This is a genomic window from Streptomyces yangpuensis (assembly GCF_001005295.1).
In the GTDB taxonomy this organism is placed as follows: Bacteria; Actinomycetota; Actinomycetes; order Streptomycetales; family Streptomycetaceae; genus Streptomyces; species Streptomyces yangpuensis.
Genome location: NZ_LBMK01000002.1, coordinates 249,699 through 267,566 on the forward strand (window position 1 = coordinate 249,699; position 17,868 = coordinate 267,566).

At 72.8% G+C, this 17,868-nt stretch carries 23 protein-coding genes; 9 read left to right on the forward strand and 14 right to left on the reverse strand.

The window, feature by feature from the left end; translation table 11 throughout:
• Positions 1–107: 107 nt before the first annotated feature.
• On the reverse strand, positions 108–506 hold the full coding sequence (locus AAT21_RS06460) for a hypothetical protein (protein ID WP_046775801.1): 399 nt from the start codon (positions 504–506) through the stop codon (positions 108–110).
• A gap of 300 nt (positions 507–806) precedes the next feature.
• On the opposite strand from AAT21_RS06460, the gene AAT21_RS06465 reads away from it, so the two are divergent.
• Positions 807–1,115, forward strand: a complete 309-nt coding sequence (locus AAT21_RS06465; RefSeq protein WP_046775802.1) for a hypothetical protein — start codon at positions 807–809, stop codon at positions 1,113–1,115.
• On the opposite strand, the gene AAT21_RS06470 is transcribed toward AAT21_RS06465, so the two are convergent.
• Positions 1,094–2,011: an oxygenase MpaB family protein gene (locus tag AAT21_RS06470; RefSeq protein ID WP_046775803.1), complete on the reverse strand. Its 918-nt coding sequence runs from the start codon at positions 2,009–2,011 to the stop codon at positions 1,094–1,096. The genes AAT21_RS06465 and AAT21_RS06470 overlap by 22 nt on opposite strands.
• Before the next feature lie 101 nt (positions 2,012–2,112).
• On the opposite strand from AAT21_RS06470, the gene AAT21_RS06475 reads away from it, so the two are divergent.
• Both AAT21_RS06475 and AAT21_RS06480 read left to right on the forward strand, forming a co-directional pair.
• Positions 2,113–2,463 carry an STAS domain-containing protein gene (locus AAT21_RS06475; RefSeq protein WP_052757672.1) on the forward strand — a complete coding sequence of 117 codons (351 nt, stop codon included), beginning with the start codon at positions 2,113–2,115 and terminating at the stop codon, positions 2,461–2,463.
• Positions 2,464–2,525: 62 nt separating this feature from the next.
• The gene (locus AAT21_RS06480) at positions 2,526–2,984 is read left to right on the forward strand and encodes a DUF5709 domain-containing protein (protein ID WP_046775804.1); all 459 of its coding nucleotides are present in this window, start codon (positions 2,526–2,528) and stop codon (positions 2,982–2,984) included.
• 59 nt (positions 2,985–3,043) lie between these two features.
• On the opposite strand, the gene AAT21_RS06485 is transcribed toward AAT21_RS06480, so the two are convergent.
• Both AAT21_RS06485 and AAT21_RS06490 read right to left on the reverse strand, forming a co-directional pair.
• Positions 3,044–3,271 (reverse strand): hypothetical protein, encoded by a 228-nt coding sequence (locus AAT21_RS06485; protein ID WP_030959179.1) that lies wholly within the window; start codon positions 3,269–3,271, stop codon positions 3,044–3,046.
• A 176-nt stretch (positions 3,272–3,447) separates the two neighbouring features.
• A complete protein-coding gene (locus AAT21_RS06490) occupies positions 3,448–3,984 on the reverse strand; it encodes a SixA phosphatase family protein (RefSeq protein ID WP_046775805.1) in 537 nt (178 codons plus the stop codon).
• A 115-nt stretch (positions 3,985–4,099) separates the two neighbouring features.
• Here AAT21_RS06490 and AAT21_RS06495 point away from each other — a divergent pair, with 115 nt between their 5' ends.
• Positions 4,100–4,474 (forward strand): hypothetical protein, encoded by a 375-nt coding sequence (locus AAT21_RS06495; protein WP_046775806.1) that lies wholly within the window; start codon positions 4,100–4,102, stop codon positions 4,472–4,474.
• 62 nt (positions 4,475–4,536) lie between these two features.
• Here the strand turns inward: AAT21_RS06495 and AAT21_RS06500 are convergent, their stop codons facing one another.
• Positions 4,537–4,722, reverse strand: coding sequence for a hypothetical protein (locus AAT21_RS06500; RefSeq protein WP_046775807.1), 186 nt, complete (start codon positions 4,720–4,722; stop codon positions 4,537–4,539).
• A 147-nt stretch (positions 4,723–4,869) separates the two neighbouring features.
• On the opposite strand from AAT21_RS06500, the gene AAT21_RS06505 reads away from it, so the two are divergent.
• Both AAT21_RS06505 and AAT21_RS06510 read left to right on the forward strand, forming a co-directional pair.
• The gene (locus tag AAT21_RS06505) at positions 4,870–6,090 is read left to right on the forward strand and encodes an FUSC family protein (RefSeq protein WP_046775808.1); all 1,221 of its coding nucleotides are present in this window, start codon (positions 4,870–4,872) and stop codon (positions 6,088–6,090) included.
• A 54-nt stretch (positions 6,091–6,144) separates the two neighbouring features.
• Positions 6,145–6,531, forward strand: coding sequence for a VOC family protein (locus AAT21_RS06510; protein WP_046777103.1), 387 nt, complete (start codon positions 6,145–6,147; stop codon positions 6,529–6,531).
• 21 nt (positions 6,532–6,552) lie between these two features.
• Here the strand turns inward: AAT21_RS06510 and AAT21_RS37930 are convergent, their stop codons facing one another.
• From AAT21_RS37930 to AAT21_RS06545, 8 genes are all read right to left on the reverse strand, one after another.
• Positions 6,553–6,708, reverse strand: coding sequence for a DUF6131 family protein (locus tag AAT21_RS37930; protein WP_167350560.1), 156 nt, complete (start codon positions 6,706–6,708; stop codon positions 6,553–6,555).
• Between the two features lie 154 nt (positions 6,709–6,862).
• The gene (locus AAT21_RS06515; protein WP_235438704.1) at positions 6,863–7,408 is read right to left on the reverse strand and encodes an AAA family ATPase; all 546 of its coding nucleotides are present in this window, start codon (positions 7,406–7,408) and stop codon (positions 6,863–6,865) included.
• A gap of 10 nt (positions 7,409–7,418) precedes the next feature.
• Positions 7,419–7,973 (reverse strand): NUDIX hydrolase, encoded by a 555-nt coding sequence (locus tag AAT21_RS06520; RefSeq protein ID WP_079025485.1) that lies wholly within the window; start codon positions 7,971–7,973, stop codon positions 7,419–7,421.
• On the reverse strand, positions 7,970–9,508 hold the full coding sequence (locus tag AAT21_RS06525; protein WP_046775810.1) for an NUDIX hydrolase: 1,539 nt from the start codon (positions 9,506–9,508) through the stop codon (positions 7,970–7,972). Before AAT21_RS06525 ends, AAT21_RS06520 begins: the two co-directional genes overlap by 4 nt.
• A gap of 224 nt (positions 9,509–9,732) precedes the next feature.
• Positions 9,733–10,230, reverse strand: coding sequence for an ADP-ribosyltransferase domain-containing protein (locus tag AAT21_RS06530; protein WP_046775811.1), 498 nt, complete (start codon positions 10,228–10,230; stop codon positions 9,733–9,735).
• A 65-nt stretch (positions 10,231–10,295) separates the two neighbouring features.
• Positions 10,296–10,610, reverse strand: coding sequence for a DUF6980 family protein (locus AAT21_RS06535; protein WP_046775812.1), 315 nt, complete (start codon positions 10,608–10,610; stop codon positions 10,296–10,298).
• Between the two features lie 41 nt (positions 10,611–10,651).
• Positions 10,652–11,293 (reverse strand): RNA 2',3'-cyclic phosphodiesterase, encoded by a 642-nt coding sequence (thpR, locus tag AAT21_RS06540; RefSeq protein WP_046775813.1) that lies wholly within the window; start codon positions 11,291–11,293, stop codon positions 10,652–10,654.
• Positions 11,294–11,342: 49 nt separating this feature from the next.
• Positions 11,343–12,965, reverse strand: coding sequence for an FAD-binding oxidoreductase (locus tag AAT21_RS06545; protein WP_046775814.1), 1,623 nt, complete (start codon positions 12,963–12,965; stop codon positions 11,343–11,345).
• 68 nt (positions 12,966–13,033) lie between these two features.
• Between AAT21_RS06545 and AAT21_RS06550 the strand changes: the two genes are divergently transcribed.
• Entirely contained in the window at positions 13,034–13,672 is a 639-nt protein-coding gene (locus AAT21_RS06550) for a TetR/AcrR family transcriptional regulator (RefSeq protein ID WP_046775815.1), read from the forward strand.
• Between the two features lie 307 nt (positions 13,673–13,979).
• On the opposite strand, the gene AAT21_RS06555 is transcribed toward AAT21_RS06550, so the two are convergent.
• Positions 13,980–14,963 (reverse strand): aldo/keto reductase, encoded by a 984-nt coding sequence (locus tag AAT21_RS06555; RefSeq protein ID WP_046775816.1) that lies wholly within the window; start codon positions 14,961–14,963, stop codon positions 13,980–13,982.
• A 102-nt stretch (positions 14,964–15,065) separates the two neighbouring features.
• On the opposite strand from AAT21_RS06555, the gene AAT21_RS06560 reads away from it, so the two are divergent.
• Positions 15,066–15,653: a TetR family transcriptional regulator gene (locus tag AAT21_RS06560; RefSeq protein WP_046775817.1), complete on the forward strand. Its 588-nt coding sequence runs from the start codon at positions 15,066–15,068 to the stop codon at positions 15,651–15,653.
• Between the two features lie 781 nt (positions 15,654–16,434).
• The gene (locus tag AAT21_RS06565; protein WP_046775818.1) at positions 16,435–17,847 is read left to right on the forward strand and encodes a family 2B encapsulin nanocompartment shell protein; all 1,413 of its coding nucleotides are present in this window, start codon (positions 16,435–16,437) and stop codon (positions 17,845–17,847) included.
• The last annotated feature ends 21 nt before the right edge of the window (positions 17,848–17,868 follow it).

Consider the following 17,868-nt stretch of genomic DNA (forward strand, 5'->3'; position numbering starts at 1 on the left):
CGGACCGCCGCGGCGTCCGCCGAACCGGTTCCAGGGGCCCGGACAGCCGGATCCGTTCACCGGTCCCGTCACTTCCGGGTGGGACCTCCCGGCGGGCCCCCCGAGGGTCAGGCGGGGGTGAACGCGTCCGCGCGCGCGTCGTCGAGGACGAAGCCGTTGTCGAGGCGGACGCGGACCGTCACGCGCGGGCCGTGCTCGCGATGGGCCGTCCACGCGGGTTCGAGAGAAGCCACCTGCTCCTCCAGCTGCCGCCTGCTCGCCGGGGGCATCTGGTGACCGAAGTCGTCCAGGAGCGCCTTGAGTCGTACGTACTCGCGCACCTCGTGGCTCTGCTCCCGCTCCCGTGGAGCGTCCACCCGCTCCACGGTGCCGGCGGTGCCCGACGCGAGGGACAGCGAACCGACGACGGTGTCCTCGCCCGCCGGGCCGTCCTGGGCCGTGCACACCGTCCCGGCCAGCCGGAGGTCTGCCGCCAGCGTGACCCGCTGGCCTTCCTGGAGCATCATCGGGCGTTCACTTCTCCGGTCGGGACGGGGCAAAGACATCCCCTAGTGCTGTGACCGGAAAGGTTCACCGGGTCACGGCGCCCGGCACGGCACCTCGCCGCGTTGTCGGACCACGCACGTACGTCCAGTACGAGACGTGGCCCTCCGCCTTGCGATGCACCGCACCGGACACCGCGACCCGGCAAACCTTTCCGGTCACAGCNACGTCCAGTACGAGACGTGGCCCTCCGCCTTGCGATGCACCGCACCGGACACCGCGACCCGGCAAACCTTTCCGGTCACAGCACCTAGTCTCCCACCATGTCAGTCAACATCGATCTTGCTTTCACCGTCACCGGCGTCGCCGACGAGCCGCAGGCCCGGGAGATCGTCGGCGCTCTCGAGGAACTGATGCGCGAGGAGTCCATGGACGGCTACGTCCGCATCACGGTCGACGCCGACGCCGACGGCACGTGCCGCGTCCTGGGCAGGAGCCGCTTCCCGCTCTCCATCTCGGGCTTCCACCGGTGGCAGCCGTACTTTGAATCGCTCTTCGCGACGACCGTCGCCGACGTGACCACCGCCGCCAGGGCGGAGATCGAGTGGGGCTACCCGGACGAGGAGTCCTGACCCGCGGGGTCCTGACCCGCGCGCCCAGGAGCGGGCGGCAGCGCCCAGCGGATCGCCCGGGTCACGGCGTGGCCGCCCGCGCGGGCGGCCACGCCCGGCATCCGCTCGGCCGCGGCCCCCGAACCGGCCGTGACCGCCGTCCTCGCCCAGCCCGGCAGCAGGTCCACGGCCGCCGCCGCGAGCAGCGCGTACGGCAGCCGGGCGGCCCCAGGCAGCGGCGGATCGGTGAGCAGGAAACGGGCCGTGTCCCGGGAGGCGTCCGTCGGCCGCAGGGCGGGCCGGTACCCGGCCATCCGCACCGCCAGCTCCCGCACGTCCCGCGGCGGCCGGTCCGCGCCCAGCGCCCGGGCCACCCGCGCCGTGTCGGCGAGGTACGCGTCGCAGCCTGCCGGATCCAGCGGTTGCCTGCCGTACCGCTGGTGGGCCCGCAGGAAACAGTCCGCCTCGGCGACGTGCACCCAGCCCAGCAGCTCCGGGTCGTCGGCCCGGTACGGCACGCCGTCGGCCGTCCGGCCCCGGACCCGGGCGTGCACCGCCCGGACACGGGCCACGGCCGCCTCGGCGTCGGCGCTCGTACCGAAGGTGGTGACCGCCAGGAAGGTGCTGGTCCGGTGCAGGCGGCCCCACGGGTCGCCGCGGTAGCCGGAGTGCGCCGCCACCGCGGCCATCGCGACGGGGTGCAGCGACTGGAGCAGCAGGGCGGCGAGACCGCCGACGAACATCGACGCGTCCCCGTGCACCCGCCTGACCGGCCGGTCCGGCGCGAACCAGCGCGGTCCGGGAGTCGAGTGGATCCGCTCCCGGTTGCGGGCTCCGTCGGGGCCGGCGACGCGCAGGAAGACCGCCTCGCCGGCCTGCCGCCGGATCCGCCGGACGGCGGTCGTCGGGCTCGCCATGCGCCCAGTATGCGCGCGGCGCCGCTCCGCGGTCCCATGGACGCAAGGACGGTTGAGAGATACCGCGCCGGGCAGGTGCCCCATGTACGAGGAGGTACGTCATGGCTGCCGAGGACGCGCCCGGTCCGGAAGCCGCCGCCGGCGTCGGCCACCCCGATCCCTACGTGGTGCCGGTGAGCGGTGACATGGACCTGGACCACGCGGGCGAACTGCGGGAGACACTCGCCGCAGCCCTCTCGCAGGCCCCCGAGGGCGCCGACATCATCGTCGACCTGCGGAATTCGTCCTTCTGCGATTCCGCGGGCCTCAACACACTGCTGGACGCCCGGCGGCGGGCTGTCCGGACCGGACACGTCCTGCACCTGGCCGCGCCCAGCCACCAGTTGCTGAGACTGCTCGAACTCACCGGTTCGAGCAGCTCCTTCCCGCTGGACGCCTCCGTGCCCGGCTGAGCGCACCGGGGACCGGTGCGCCCCCGCCGGCGGCACGCCGACCCGACCGATCGGAGAACCCGATGAGCAGCGCCGACGAAGCCTACGGCGACGACGTCTACCAGCCGCAGGAGAGCGACGAGTCCGCCGAGGCCCAACCCGACCTGGAGAACACCCTCGACGAGCCAGGCCTCGACGACACGCTCGACACCGCCTACGTGCCCCTCGACCGCCCGCTCGCGGTGGACGACAGGGGCACGACCGCCGCCGAGGCGCGCACCGGCGAGACGCTGGAACAGCGCCTGGCCCGGGAGCAGCCCGAGGTGTCCGACGAGGACGAGGTCTCCGACGAGGCCGGCGACGCCCTGCTGGCCGGATCGGACCGCGCGGGCCGCCTGGCCGTGGTGGACGACTCCGCCCCGCAGCGCCACATCTCCGTACTCGCCCGTGACGTCGGGATCGACGGTGGCGCGGCATCGGCCGAGGAGGCCGCGGTCCACGTCGTCGACGAGCTGCCGCCCGCCGAGGACCTGGACGTCTGAGCCGCCGGCGCCCCCTCCTCGGGCGTCCCGGCGGTCGGTCGGATGATCGGTCAGATCGGTCAGATGATGTGGATGCGCTCCAGGGCGCCGGCGGTGTCCCGGATCATCAGGTCGTTGCCCTTGGCGCGTTCGCGCTCGATGAAACCGAGCAGGAGCACGGCCCGGTTGATCACGTCGGACTTGCTCACGCCGGATGCGGCCGTCAGCTCCGAGACGATCGTGACCGCGGGCGGGCACAGGGTCACGGAGTACCGCTCGGTGTCGGGGTGAGGGGGGAGCTGATCCATGGTGCGGTCCTTCCTGAGGGCGAGATGATGCACCATCGTTGCATCAAACCCGCGCGGAAGCGCACCAATTTCGTGCACAGATGGTGCACGGGGCGGGTTTACATGCCTGGGTCCCCATGCCCGGTCCGCCTGCGGGCTCGGGTCGATGAGCCGGTGACCTCAGTGAGCCGGTGACCTCAGTGAGCCGGTGACCACAGGGCGGTCAGCTGCCCCTTGCCGGGGGTCAGGTCCTCCCAGCCGCCCGCGAGGTCCACCACCACGACGCCGGAGGTCGGGAAGCCGTCCTTCAGCTGTTCCAGCAACTCCGCCGGGCCGCTGCCGCACAGCGCGGTCGCCAGCTCGTGGATGCCCGTGTTGTGGCCGACCAGCGCCAGACAGCCGAGCCCCGACCCGCGCTCGGTCAGTACGGTGACCAGCGTGTTCGGCGCCGCGTTGTAGAGCCTGTCGTCGTAGACGGCGTCCGGCGGGTCCGCCAGGGCGGGGACCATCAGTTGCCAGGTCTGGCGCGTCCTGCGCGAGGGCGAGCACAGCGCCAGGTCCGGCTTGTAGCCGCGCTCCGCCAGCCAGCGGCCCGTACGGGGTGCGTCGGCTCTGCCGCGCTCGCCCAGGCCACGCTCGAAGTCCTCGGCGGGGTCGCCCTTCGGTACCGCCTTGGCGTGCCGAACCAGCAGCAGTCGACTCCCGGTCGTGTGCGGCGCGGAGTCCGGGGACATGGGCACCTCCCTTCCGGCTGGTGCGCGTACGGGTACAGGCTCATGGTGCGGTGGGTCCCGGAGGCGCGCACCCGCACCCGGCCGCGGGCGGACTACGCGGACTACGCTGCGAGAGATGGAACGCGCAGACGTACTCAGGCGAGTGATCGGCATCCTCACCGAGGCCCAGGACATCCGCCGGGCCGCCGAGGCCGGGGAGGACACCCAGGGCCCGGGCGGGACGGCCGGGGTGGCCACACAGCTCCTGAACGAGATGCTGCCCTCGATCAGCGTGCCGGCCGACGCGTCGCCGCAGGAGGTGGCGACGCTGGTGGCCGAGGCCCTGGGACCGGCCCTGCACACGATGGTCTCGGGATTCAGCCTGGCGTTCACCAGTCTCGCGATCGCCCATGACGCAGGGCGCACGGACATCTCCTCGATCGAGGTCCTCCAGGAACTCGCCCTGGAGGTCGAGGCCGGCACCTACGACGAAGGCCCCTGGGAGCACTGACCCCTACGTGGGTGAACCGACCCGCCCGTAGGAGAACCGGCCCGCCCGTGGGACGGAAGCCGTCAGTCGGCGTCCTCGTCGTCGCGGTGGGACATCTTCCGCTCCTGCCGCATCCGCAGCTCCTCCGGGGTCTTGCCGGCGACCGGCTTGCTGGCCTCGGGGTGTACGGGGTCCGGCCCGGGGTGTTCCTGCGCGTGCTCCTCACGGCCTCCGGCCGGCCGCTGCCGCTTGTCCTCCGTACCCTTCATGGCTGTCGCTCCCTCGCAGATCCGATCGACGCTGACTTCGGACTCCCCCCACCTACCCCACCGGTCACTCGTGACACGATCGCGACACGAGCGGCCTTGACCACTGTGGCACGTGTCATCGCGCACGGCCTGGGAAGATGCGCAGTCATGCCGGAAACGATCAGCAGCATCGCCACCCGTGTCGTACGGCGCCACCGCGAGCCGGTCGCCGTCCAGGCCCTGCGCTCCACCGCCGCGGCCGTCATCAGCTACGTCGTCGCGCTCCGCCTGAGCAGCGAGCCCAACCCGCTGACCGCCCCGCTGACAGCCCTGCTCGTCGTCCAGGTCACGCTCTACTCCACGTTGACCACCAGCATCCGCCGGGTCAATTCGGTGGTCGTCGGCGTCCTGATCGCCATCGGGTTCAGCGCGCTGGTCGGTCTCACCTGGTGGAGCCTGGGCCTGCTGATCCTGGCCTCTCTCGTGGTGGGCCATCTCGTGCGCGTGGACGAGTTCGTCCCCGAGGTCGCGATCAGCGCGATGCTCGTCCTCGGCGTCACCCAGGTGGCGGACACCGCCTGGGACCGGGTGCTGGAGACCCTCATCGGCGCGGTGGTCGGACTGCTGGTCAACCTCCTGCTGGCGCCACCCCTCTGGATCGGCCCGGCGGGCGCCGCGATCACCGACCTCGCCCTGCGCATGAGCCGGCTGCTCGATCACCTCGGCGAGGAACCCCAGGGCCCGGGCAAGGTCGAACAGGCCGCCGCCCGGCTGCACGAGGCGCGCCGCCTCGACAACGACATCGCACAGGTCGACACCGCCCTGCGGCAGGCCGAGGACAGCCTCCGGCTCAATCCGCGGGTCAAGGAGGGCCTGATCTTCCGGCTGGTGCTGCGCACCGGTCTGGACACCCTGGAGATCTGCGCGGTGGTGCTCCGCGTGGCCTGCCGGACCCTGACCGACCTGGCCAAGGTCCGCCCCGACGTCCCGCTCTTCGAGCCCGCCACCGGCGCGGCGCTGCGCGAGGTGCTGCGGCACACCGCGATCGCCGTGGAGAGCTTCGCCCAGCTGATCACCGCCCAGGTGAGCGCCAACGCGGAGGAGGCCGAAGCCCGGCTGTCCGGTGAGCTCGCGGTGGCCCGGGCCCATCGGGACCGGCTCGCGGAGCTGCTGCTGGCCGCCGCCCGGGAGGACCCCGAGCACTGGCAGTTGCGTGGCGCGCTGCTCGCCGAGATCGACCGGGTCCTCGACGAGCTGGGCGTGGAGAAGCGCTCGCAGCGCCTGCTGGAGGAACTCGACCGGCACACCCGCAGCCGGCGCACCGACGGGGTACGCGGCCGGCTGCGGGCCTGGACCCGCAGGAGCCGCGGGGCGGAGCGGCCCGGGTGACGAAGCGGAGCGGCCCGGGTGACGAAGGGGGTGCGGTGCGCGAAGGTGGGGTACATGGTGCACGTACTGGGCAGCAGGATCCTGCTGCGACCGACGGACCCCGAGCGCTCACGCGCGTTCTACGGCGAGACCCTCGGCCTCGCCGTGTACCGCGAGTTCGGCACGGGGCCGGACCGCGGCACGGTGTACTTCCTGGGGGGCGGCTTCCTCGAGGTGTCGGGACGGGCCGAGGCGCCGCCCGCGCCGGGCCTGCGGCTGTGGCTCCAGGTCGCCGATGTGCAGGCGGCGTACGAGGAGCTGCACAGCCGCGGCGCCGAAGTGCTGAGGTCTCCGCTGCGTGAACCGTGGGGGCTGGTCGAGATGTGGATCGCCGACCCCGACGGTGTACGGATCGCTGTGGTGGAGGTCCCGGAGGACCATCCACTGCGCTTCCGTCCCTGAGTGGCAAGAGGGTGCCTGGCGTCAGTAGTAGTGCTTGCGGCCTCCCACGGCGTGCCCGACCGCGCCCAGTACCCAGAGCACCAGGCCGATGATGACGAGGATCAGGCCGATCGTCCAGAGGATCGAGATTCCTGTGACGAAGCCGATGATCAGCAGGATGACGCCCAGAATGATCATGACTACCTCCTGGTTCCTGTCGAACCGGTATGCAGGGCGTCTACCACAGTTGGGCGGCCTTATGCCTCTTTCATCCGTTTCTTGCTGCCGGGTGCTGCCGGGTGCTGCCGGGTGTCGCCGGTGGTGTCGGGTGGTGTCGGGTGGTGTCGGGTGGTCAGTCGACCCGGGGCGGCAGCCCTGCGAGGCCCGTGTCGCGCAGGATGAGGTCGATCGTCCCGGCGAGGGTGCTGTCGGCCCCGATGACGGTCTCGGCGCAGCCGGGGAGGAGGTCGCGCTCGCGGTACCAGTCGCGCAGGTGCAGCTCGGTCACCTGGGCCAGATAGTCGGGCTCCGCCTTCGAGGCATGGCGGGTCAGCGTCTCCTCGACCGGGACGTCGAGGTAGTAGCAGCGCGAGACGCCGCGATGGTCTCCGAGCAGGCCGGCGAGCATGTCGCCGTACCGGTCGGCGTACAGGATGCCTTCGACCACCACGTGGTAGCCGGCGTCCAGCGCGTACCGGGCGACCGTGTCGATCAGCCCGATGTTGGCACCGCCGGGAACGTCACGCTCCCTCAGCACGGTACGTCTGAGGTTGTCCTGGCCGACCACGGCCAGGCCGCGGCCGAACCGGTCGCGGATCCCCGCCGCCACCGATGACTTGCCGGACGCCGAGTTGCCCCGGACGACGACGAGCCGGGTCTCTTCGCTTCCCACGGCCATGCCGGCCACGCTACCGGCCCCCTCGTGCGCCGGTCGCCGGGCCGGCGAGGAACTCGGTGCGGCCGGAACCCGGTTGGCCGTCCCGGTGCTCCACGGGGTCGCCCGGCCGCTGGAAGTGGACGGCCGCCGGGAGCCCGGCCCGGTAGGCGTCCAGCCCGGCCCGGCAGTACGCGACCATCGGCGCGGGCAGGGCGTCCAGCCCGTACCAGCCCATGCCGTCGCAGCGGTCCGGCTCCATGATCCTGGGTGGGCCCGACCAGCTGCGCACCTCGAAGAAGACGCCGAGGCGGGACGACGAGCCCGTCGGGGGACGGTGGTGCACGGTGACCGCCGCCCGGACGTCCGCGGGGTCGATGACGACCCCGGTCTCCTCGTGCGCCTCCCGGACCACGGCCTCGACGAAGTCCTCACCGGCCTCCAGATGACCGGACGGCAGGTGCCACATGCCGGTCGCGTACACCGGCCCGGACCGCCGCGACAGCAGGACCTCGGGACCGCGCCCGCCGTCGCGGCGCAGCAGGAGGTGCACGTCGAGCGGAAGCGTGTGCCTGCGCGGGGCGGTCATCGGGCGCTCCCGCGGTCGTTCCAGCCGAGTTCGGTGTAGGGGCGTCCGGCGCGAATGCCTTCGAGCGCGGCGCGGGCGTAGGGGACGATCGGTTCGGGCAGGGCGTCGAGGGGCCACCAGTTCCACGACACGCACCGGTCGGGCTCCCGCAGCCGGGGCTCCCCGTGCCAGCGCCGGGCCCGGAAGACCAGTTGCATGCGCGGCGGGGCACCCGGCCGGTCCCTGACATGCACGAGGTGGACGAGGTCGACGTCGGCCGGGTCGATGACGAGCCCGGCCTCCTCCTGCGCCTCCCTGACCAGACAGCTGACGGCGGACTCCTGTTCGCAGTGACCGGCGAGGAAGTGGTGGGTGGAGCCCGCGTAGGCGGAGTCCGGGTGCCGTAGCCCGAGCAGGACCTCGCCGTTGCGTTCCAGGTAGAGGTGGACGCCCACGACGTGCGGGACCGGCGCGCTCCCGGACCCGGCGCGGACCGGCTCCGGGACGGGCTCCGCGGTGTACTCCTGGCCGTGCCCCGGGCCGTGCTCCGCGGCGTGCCGGCGGATCAGGGCGAGGGTCGAGGGGCTCAACCGCAGGCGGGGCAAGGTCCGCAGGCCGTGCCAGGCGAGCATGACCCCTTCGGTCAGGGTGAGGGCGCCGGGATCGCCGTTCCAGCGGGCGGCGAAGATCTGCACGGGGACGGTGGTGCCGTCGGTTCCGGTGGCGTGTTCCACCGCGAACGGCTCCAGGGCGGACGGTTGTAGTCCGGCCTCCTCCCGCAGCTCCCGGCGGACGGTGTCCTCCAGGGAGGTGTCCTGCGGCTCACGGCCGCCACCGAGGAGGGCCCAGGCACCCGGCTCCCAGATGTCCGGGATGTGGTCGCGCAGGTGGAGCAGGTAGCGGCCCGCGCCGTCGTGGATCAGTGCCGAGGCGTTCACCGGCTCGGCCCGGCCGTCGAGCCCGGACTCCAGCAGTCCGGCCCGCAGGGCGGGCGGGCCGACCTCGTCGAAGGGGAGCCACTCGGCTCCCGGTACCCCTTCGGGACGCGGTGCCACATCGCCGGTCTCCTCGGCCAGGTGGAAGACCATACGGAAGTCGTAGTGCCGGCAAGCCGGTTCACCCCCGGTCGGCCCCGCCTCCGCCGTATCGACGGCGATGTCGACGGGCACGTCCAGGTACGCGGCGGTGCGGCAGAGGGCGGCCGGCGGGATCCCCGCCTGCTCGTGGACCGCGCGCAGCGCCGCGGCGAGGAGCGTACGGTCGTCCGGCCCGACGCGCCCGCCCGGCAGGAGGAGGCTGCCGCCGGGCCGGTCGCGGACGTACAGGACGCGTCGGTGCCGGTCGACCACGACCGCGCTGCAGGTGATGTGCCCGGCCAGGGCCGCCGGGCCGGCGGCCTCGGCGGGGCAGGAGGGATCAGCGGAGCCCGCGGGATCGGCGGGATCGGCTCCGGCGTCGAGGGCGGTCAGCAGGTCCTCGAGTGCCTCGCGTCCGGCGGGACGGCGTTCGAGGTGGGCGGCGACAGCGTGGCGGATGTGGGAACGGGTGGGCGGCACGTGAACCTCACAGGTGCAGGGGAGGGCCGGCTCCAAGAACGGCTCGGGGCGCGGCCCGTCACGGTCGGCGCGGGGGCAGTCGGAGAACGGATGTTCTGGCCGCCGGGCCCACCCCCTGGGGACCTGGACCGGCAGCCCTGAAACTCGCTCGAAGCGGGTGGTGTCACCCTCGCGGGGGATTGCCCCGCGGGGCGTAGGGCAATCCCCCGGCACTCCCCGTCCGTTCAGGACACGAGCGTCTGCTCCTGCAGTTCGGTGAGCCTGACGGTGCACAGGCCGCCGCGCTCCGCCTTCACCTCCGTGACCTTGAGCTGCGTACCGGGCGGGAGGATGTACTCCTCCTCGTCGGTGAAGGCGGAGAAGCTGCGGATGCCCACCGCGCGGACGGGGGTCACCTCGAAGAGCGTCCGCTTCCCGCGCCCGCCGAGGAACGCGCGCGCCACGCCGAGCTTCGACGTGCACGAGGACACACCCCACCAGGTCACCGTCCGGCCGAGCGGATACTGCGCGCGCAGGTCCAGGGAGACCCCGCGCCACAGGGGCTCCGTACGGGCGGGGAGCCCGGAAACGGCCGAGAACAGCAGGCGCAGGTAGGGGATGTACGGGACGAGCCGGGCGCGGTCCGGGGACCGGAGCACGGCGTTGATCTCCCGGTAGAACGCGGACTCGCAGGTGTAGAGGTGGAGAGCGGCGATCGCGTCGGCGGACAGGCGGCTGACCACGCGCCGCGGGCCGCGGGCCGCACGGCTGAGGGCGGTGCCGGGTTCGTGGGCCGGATGCCGGTGCGTCAGCCCTGGGGCGGGGATGCGAGCCAGCGGTCGTCCTCGAACGCTTCGGGAACCTCGTCCTCCCACGGATCGATCCCGCGGCGTTCCAGTTCGTCGAACCACCGGTCCCGCTGGGACTCGGGCAGGCCCTGTCCGCACCAGGGACAGTAGGCGATCCCGATGCTCGCTGTCCCGCCGTCATGGATGATCAGCCCGTACTCCTGGAACTTGGCGCTGAACCGGATCAGCGCGTCCGGGCAGGCGAACGGGTCCTCGTGCTGGTCGCAGACCGCGTTCACCTTGCGGTCCATCGCCTCGCAGCAGTGGGAGGTCATGGCCTCGGCTTCTCGTCGTCGGATCTACGCCGACAAGTAGATCATGTTGTGTGACCGTCGACGGACGGCCCGTGGCGGAAGCTCCAGGCCTCGATGTCGCGGTAGTGGATCGGACCGGGACCGCGGCCGATGTTGCTGCCGACCAGGTGCAGGCGCGCCGTCGGCCACCGGCGGCCGGAGAACGCGGCGAGCCCGGCGGCGGCCTCCACCACGCACGCGGGATCGTTTCGGCGGGTCCGGGCCAGGGTGAGGTGGGGGCGCAGCGGCCGGTCCTCGAAGGGAACGCCGCACTCCTTGACCACCGCGCGCACCTCGGAGGCCAGCAGGTGCAGGCCTTCGAGGTCCCCGTCGACACCGCTCCACAGCACCCGCTCGTCGAAGTGCCCGCCGCCGCGCAGTGCCAGTTCCAGGGGCCGGCGGGCCGCCGCCAGGTCCGCGAGCGGCGGCCGCAGGAGCGGGACGGTCCCGACCGGGAGCTCGCCGAGGAACGCCAGGGTGATGTGCCAGTCCTCGATGCGGTTCCAGCGCATGCCCGGGTACGCCGCGTAGGCGGGCCGCAGCGCCCGCGCGAGCTCCTCCTTGGCGTCGTCGGGCGGGGCGAGCGCTATGAACACGCGAACGGTCGAGGGCTGGATCTGTTCCTTCACAGGCCCTTCGTACCGTACGCCGCACGCCCCGGTCATCTTTCCGGCCCGCCCGCCCGCCGGGTCCGCCCGCGCCGGCGTCGGCGGCTCAGCCGATCAGCACACCCGGGTTGAGGATGCCCCGCGGGTCGAGGGCGTCCTTCGCGGCGCGCAGCGCGAGGGCGAAGGGGTCGGGGCGCTGGCGCTCGTAGCCCGGGCGGTGGTCCCGGCCGACGGCGTGGTGGTGGGTGATCGTGGCCCGGTGGCGGTGCAGGACGTCGCTCGCCACGGCCTTGAGGTCGTCCCAGAAGGCCACCTCGTCGCCCGGCCGGCCCGCGGCGAGGACGGTGAAGTACGGCGCCGCGCCGTCGGGATAGACGTGAGTGAGACGGCAGTTGACGGTCGCCGGGTGGCCGGAGCCCTTGAGTGCGGCCTCCCCGACCTCCCTGCGGACCGCTGCGATCAGGCCGGGGATCCGGTCCCAGGTGGCCGCGGTCTCGAAGGTCTCCGCGACGGCCCCCATCCGGGCCAGACCGTCGCGCAGGTACGGCATCCGCAGGAAGGCCGAGCGCCACGCGCTCACGGCCGCGTCGGCGCCCGCGCCGCCCGTCGCCCCGCCGCCCGCCTCCCCGGAGGCTCCGCTGCGGCCGCCGTGTGACCGGGCCAGGCCGACGGCCTGTGCGAGCCGGGCGTCCACCGGTCCGTCCGCGGACTCGAACCCCAGGACGAGCACGGCGGAGCCGTCGTGGGAGGCGCCCGCCAGTGCGGCCTCGCCGGCGTCGAGCAGCCGGCAGTTGGCGGGGGAGAGGTCCGACTGCGCGAGGGCGCGCACCGCGTCCAGTGCCGCCTGGAAGTCGGTGAAGGCGAGGGAGGCGGACGCCTTGTGGGACGGGCGCGGCTGCAGCCGCACCCAGGCCTCGGTGATGACGCCGAGGGCTCCCTCGGAGCCGAGGAACAGCCGGTCGGGGGAGGGGCCCGCGCCGGAGGCGGGCAGTCGCCACGAGGCACTGGTGCCGGCCGGGGTGACCACGCGCAGGGACTGGACGAAGTCGTCGATGTGCGTGCGACCGGTGGCGTAGTGCCCGCCGGCCCGCGTGGCGAGCCAGCCGCCCAGCGTGGAGAACTCGAAGCTCTGCGGGAAGTGCCTCAGCGTCAGCCCGTGGGGCCGCAGCTGGTCCTCCAGGCTCGGACCGAGGGTGCCGGCCTGGATGCGTGCGGCCCGGCCGGCGGTGTCGACCTCCAGGACGCGGCCCATGGCGGTCAGGTCGAGGGACAGTACGGCGCGGTGGGCGTCGCCGCGGTACTCCACACCGCCCGAGACGGAGGAGCCGCCGCCGTACGGGACGACCGCCACCTGCCGCTCGCCGGCCCAGTCCAGCAGGTCGGCCACCTCCCGCTCGTCCGTCGGGCGGGCTACCAGGTCGGGGATGCGGCCGGGGCGTCCGCGCAGGGCGCGCACGACGTCGCGGTACGCCTTGCCCATGGCGTGGGCGGCGCGGTCCCCCGGCCCGGTGGCGACCAGGTGCGCCAGGCTCGCCGGGGGCTCGACGGCCGGGCGCTCGATGCCGAGGTCACGGACGCGCGGTACGGGCAGGGGGTGGGGGAGGGTGCCCGGTATCAGGGAGCCCATCGCCGCGCACTCGGCGTCGTCGGGGTGCGCGTCCGCCCACCCCCACCCCCACCAGGACCGGGTGCGCGGGGCAGGGGTCGGCTGTGGCGTCGTACCGGGCACGGGGCCGCTCCAGAAGTCACGGGACGGAACTTACCTTGCGGTAAATTACTTACTGATAATATCCGTCCATGGCAACCCCACGCTCGAAGGCCGGCACCAAGGGAGTCCCGCGGCAGCACCGCCGGCAGCAGATCCTGGCGGCCGCCACGCAGGAGTTCGGCACCCGTGGCTACGCGGCCGCCTCCCTCCCCGCCATCGCCGAACGCGTCGGCGTCACCAAGACCCTGCTGCACCAGTACTTCGGCACCAAGGAGGACCTGTACCTCGCCTGCCTGGTGCCCGTCGGGGACCGCCTGCTCGACACCGTCCGCACCGCGATGGGCCGGAACGGCACCACCGCGCACACGCCCCTGCGGGTGCTCGAGAGCATCTTCACCGCCCTGGAGGGGCAGCGGGAGGCGTGGTTCGTGCTCTACGACACCTCCCTCCCGGCCGACGGCGCGGCCGCCCGCCGCGCCGCGGAGTACTGGTCCGCCATCGACGACCTCGCGGCCGGCGGGACCGCCGACCTGCTGCGCGCGACCGGGTCCGCCGACCCGCTGGACGCGGACGCGCTTCGGTACGTCTGGCGGGACCTGGTCGCCACCCTCGTCCGCTGGTGGGTCAAGCACCCGGACGAGTCCCCGGAAGCCATGACCCGACGCTGCGCCCGCCTCTTCGCGGCCGCCGCAGCCCTCACCCCCGCCCCGGCGGATCCGCTCGGCTGACCTGCGTCACCACCGGTGCCGACGGCCCGGCCCCGTCTGACGTCGGGGAACGTCGGGTCCACGGCCAGGGTGGGGGCGGACTGCACCCGCGTCCAGCCGGTTCCTCGTCCACCACCGGATCCACGACGCCTTCCTCACCGCCTTCGCGGCCGAGGCCGCGAAACCGCGTACAGGTGCCAGTGGGCGGCGTTGTCAGCGGACCGAAGCCGGCGTCCGGATCGTCCGCCGTGCGGCATCTCGGGGCTCCTGGACACACCCAGGTCGAGCACGTCATGCCGTGAGCCCGTCGGCACCGCCCTCCGCCCGGTCAGCCGTTCAGGGAGGCCATCAGCTCGGGGGCGTAGCGGTCGCCCGACGCCACGCCGTGCGGGGCCACGGCGTCGATCGCGGCCAGTTCGGCCGGGGTGACCGTGACGGTGGTGGCGGCGACGTTCTCCTCCAGGTAGCGGCGGCGCTTGGTGCCCGGGATGGGCACCGCGCCCTGCTGCAGCGTCCAGGCCAGGGCGAGCTGCGAGGGCGTCACGCCCTTCTCGGCGGCGAGCCGGCGGACCTGGTCCACGACGGCCAGGTTCCGGTGGAAGTTCTCCCCCTGGAACCGCGGGTCGGTGCGGCGGAAGTCGTCCGCCGCGAAGTCGTCGGGGCTGGTGATGGCGCCCGAGAGGAACCCCCGGCCGAGCGGGGAGTAGGCGACGAGCCCGATCCCCAGCTCGCGGAGGGTGTCAAGGACGCCGTCGTGCTCGATGCCGCGCTCGAAGAGGCTGTACTCGGTCTGTACGGCGGCCAGCGGGTGCACGGCGTGGGCGCGGGCGATGGTGGCGGGGGAGACCTCGCACAGCCCGATGTGGCGGACCTTGCCGGCCTCGACCAGTCCGGCCAGGGCGCCGACGCTCTCCTCGATCGGCACGTTCGGGTCGACACGGTGCAGGTAGTAGAGGTCGATGTGGTCGGTGCCCAGGTGGCGCAGCGAGCGGTCGGCCGACCGGCGGATGTACTCCGGGGTCCCGTTGTGGCCGAGGAAGGCGCCCGCGTCCGTGAACTCGATCCCGGTCTTCGTGGCCACCACGGCCGCCTCGCGACGCCCGGCCAGGGCCTTGCCCAGCAGCTGCTCGTTACGGAAGGGGCCGTAGCCCTCAGCGGTGTCGAGCAGGGTGACGCCGAGCTCCAGGGCGCGGCCGATCGTGGCGAGCGACTCGGTCTCGTCGGTGGCGCCGTAGTGGGCGCTCATGCCCATCAGCCCGAGGCCCTCCGCCCCGACCTCGAGGCCCTGACGGCCCAGTGCGCGCATCTCCATGGTGTGCTCCTCGAAAGAAAGTAACTAACTGGTTAGCTAAAGTCTGCGACGCATGGGCCGTCGTTGTCAATAACCGGATAGTTACTTGCTAGGCTGCGGGCCATGGCACGGGACTCCAGCGCGACCAAGGCACGCCTGCTCGACGCGGCCTTCTCCGAGTTCGCGACGTACGGCATCGCCGGTGCGCGGGTCGACCGCATCGCCGAGACCGCGCAGGCGAACAAGCGGCTCATCTACGTCTACTACGGCAACAAGGAGCAGCTCTTCGACGCCGTGCTCCAGCGGGCCCTGGAGACGGGCTCGGAGTCCGTCCCCTTCGACGCCGACGATCTGCCCGGCTACGCGGGCGCGATCTTCGACCACCTCGTCGAGCGGCCCGAGCTGATGCGCCTGGTGCTGTGGAAGCAGCTGGAGCGCCCCGGGTCCACCGGCGCGGAGGCCGAGTCCTACGAGGGCAAGATCGCCGCCGTGCGGCGGGCGCAGGAAGCGGGCCGGATCGACGCGGACATCGCCCCCGCGGACGTACTGACGCTGATCATCGGGGTGTCGCAGGCGTGGTTCGGGGCGGTGGGCGGCCCGGCCGTGGGAGCCGCGGGCTCCGGCTGGCCCGCCGAGCGACTCGCCGCCCACCGGTCAGCCGTGGTGGAGTCCGTCCGCCGCATCACGGCACCCCGGCGCCCGGCCGCCTGAGACCCGGGACGCCGCCCCGGGGCGCCGGGGTCGGCCCGCGGGGCGTCACCACGGGTCGCGCCGACCGGGACCGCGGCCGTGGTCGTGGTGGAGCCAGCTCCGACGCGCCCGGTCCGGCGGCACGGCTGGGTGAGCGGCCTGGGGCGCGACGAGGGATGGCCCGCGCTGCTGCTCGGCCGAGCCCGGCCGGTCCGTCCGTGCGAACGCTGCGGCGGTCCGCGGTGGCTCGGGGCGTTGCCCGCCCGTTCAACGCCGTAGCCCTGCCGGTCGCCGCCTGCCGGCTCGCGGAAGTGCTGAGTCCCGCGGGCCCGTGGCCGCTGCGGCCGGGGGCTCGGCCCGGCTGCTCCCCGACGTGGGGCGTACGGAGGAGGTCGCTGCGATGCTGCGCAGGGCGCCACCCGTGGGCACACGGCGCCCGGGCCTGCCACCTGAGGTGGCCGTCCCCCCTTCCGGGGGGTTTCCGCTGCCGCCGCGCATCGGTCTGGCGTCGGCAGGAACCGGCTCCGGCAGCAATTGAATTGACGATCCGTCACCGTGCTGGCGAAAAGCGCATGGGGTCCGTGTCCGAAACCGTCGGCGCAATGATCAAACACGGCGACGCTCGAGATCACCGAATCGAGGTAATCCCTGCCTCTTCTGGTGGGTGGCCCGAATCGGGGGCGGTTAGTGTTCTTCCGGATCTAGAGGGATTGCCCGGGTATTCACCCTATTTTTCTTCTTTCACTGGTGACGTGCACACGCATGCGCTGATCACCGCCCGCACGAAGGAGAGGCCTGCGCGATGACCGTGGACACCAGCCCAGAGGCGCAGCTGGAGCCGACCCGGCAGACCAGTCTGGGCACGGCGGCCGCCCGCAACCTTGCCACCACGACCAAGTCCGCCCCGCAGATGCAGGAGATCACCTCCCGGTGGCTGCTGAAGACGCTCCCCTGGGTGGAGACCAAGGGCGGCACCTACCGGGTCAACCGCCGCCTGACCTACACCGTCGGTGACGGCCGCATCGAGTTCGTGCAGGACGGCGCCACCGTCCGGGTGATCCCGCGCGAACTCGGCGAACTCGCCCTACTGCGGGGCTTCGAGGACGAGCAGGTGCTGGTCACGCTCGCCGACCGGTGCGTGCAACGCGACTTCCGCGCCGGCGAGGTGCTGGTGGAGCGCGGCACCCCCGCCCAGGGCATCCACCTGATCGCCCACGGCCGCATCAGTCAGACCTCCGTCGGCAAGTACGGTGACGAAGTCGCCGTCGCGGTACTGGCCGACGGCGACCGCTTCGGCGAGAACGCGCTGCTCGACGCCGACGCGACCGCCGACTACACGGCCACCGCCGAGACCTCCGGCACCCTGCTCACCCTCTCCCGTGCCGACTTCGCTGCCGTGCTCGACGCGACGCCGGACCTCCGGGCCCATGTCGAGCGGTTCGGCTCCCTGCCGCACCAGCGGCAGAACAAGCACGGCGAGGCCGAGATCGCCATGTCCGCCGGCCACACCGGTGAGGCCGCCCTCCCCGGCACCTTCGTCGACTACGAACTCAAGCCGCGCGAGTACGAACTCTCCATCGCCCAGACCGTGCTGCGGGTCCACACGCGCGTCGCCGACCTCTACAACGGGCCGCACAACCAGACCGAGGAGCAACTCCGGCTCACCATCGAGGCGCTGCGCGAGCGCCAGGAGTACGAGCTCATCAACAACCGGGAGTTCGGCCTGCTCCACAACGCCGACTTCAAGCAGCGCATCCAGACCCACTCGGGGCCGCCCACCCCGGACGACATGGACGAACTGCTCTGCCGCCGTCGCGGCACCAAGTTTTTCTTCGCCCACCCCAAGACGATCGCCGCGATCGGGCGCGAGTTCAACGCCCGCGGGCTCTACCCGGACCACGTCGACCTCGGCGGCCAGCAGGTGCCGGCCTGGCGCGGGGTGCCGATCCTGCCCTGCAGCAAGATCCCCATCAGCAAGGAGAACACCAGCTCCATCCTCGCCATGCGTACGGGCGAGGACAACCAGGGCGTCATCGGCCTGCACCAGACGGGGCTGCCGGAGGAGTACGAGCCCGGCCTGTCCGTGCGCTTCATGGGCATCAGCGAGCAGGCGATCATCTCGTACCTCGTCACCACCTACTACTCCGCCGCGATCCTGGTGCCCGACGCGCTCGGTGTGATGGAGAACGTCCAGATCGGCCGCCGGCGCGACTGACGGCCCGGCCGCCATCAGCCC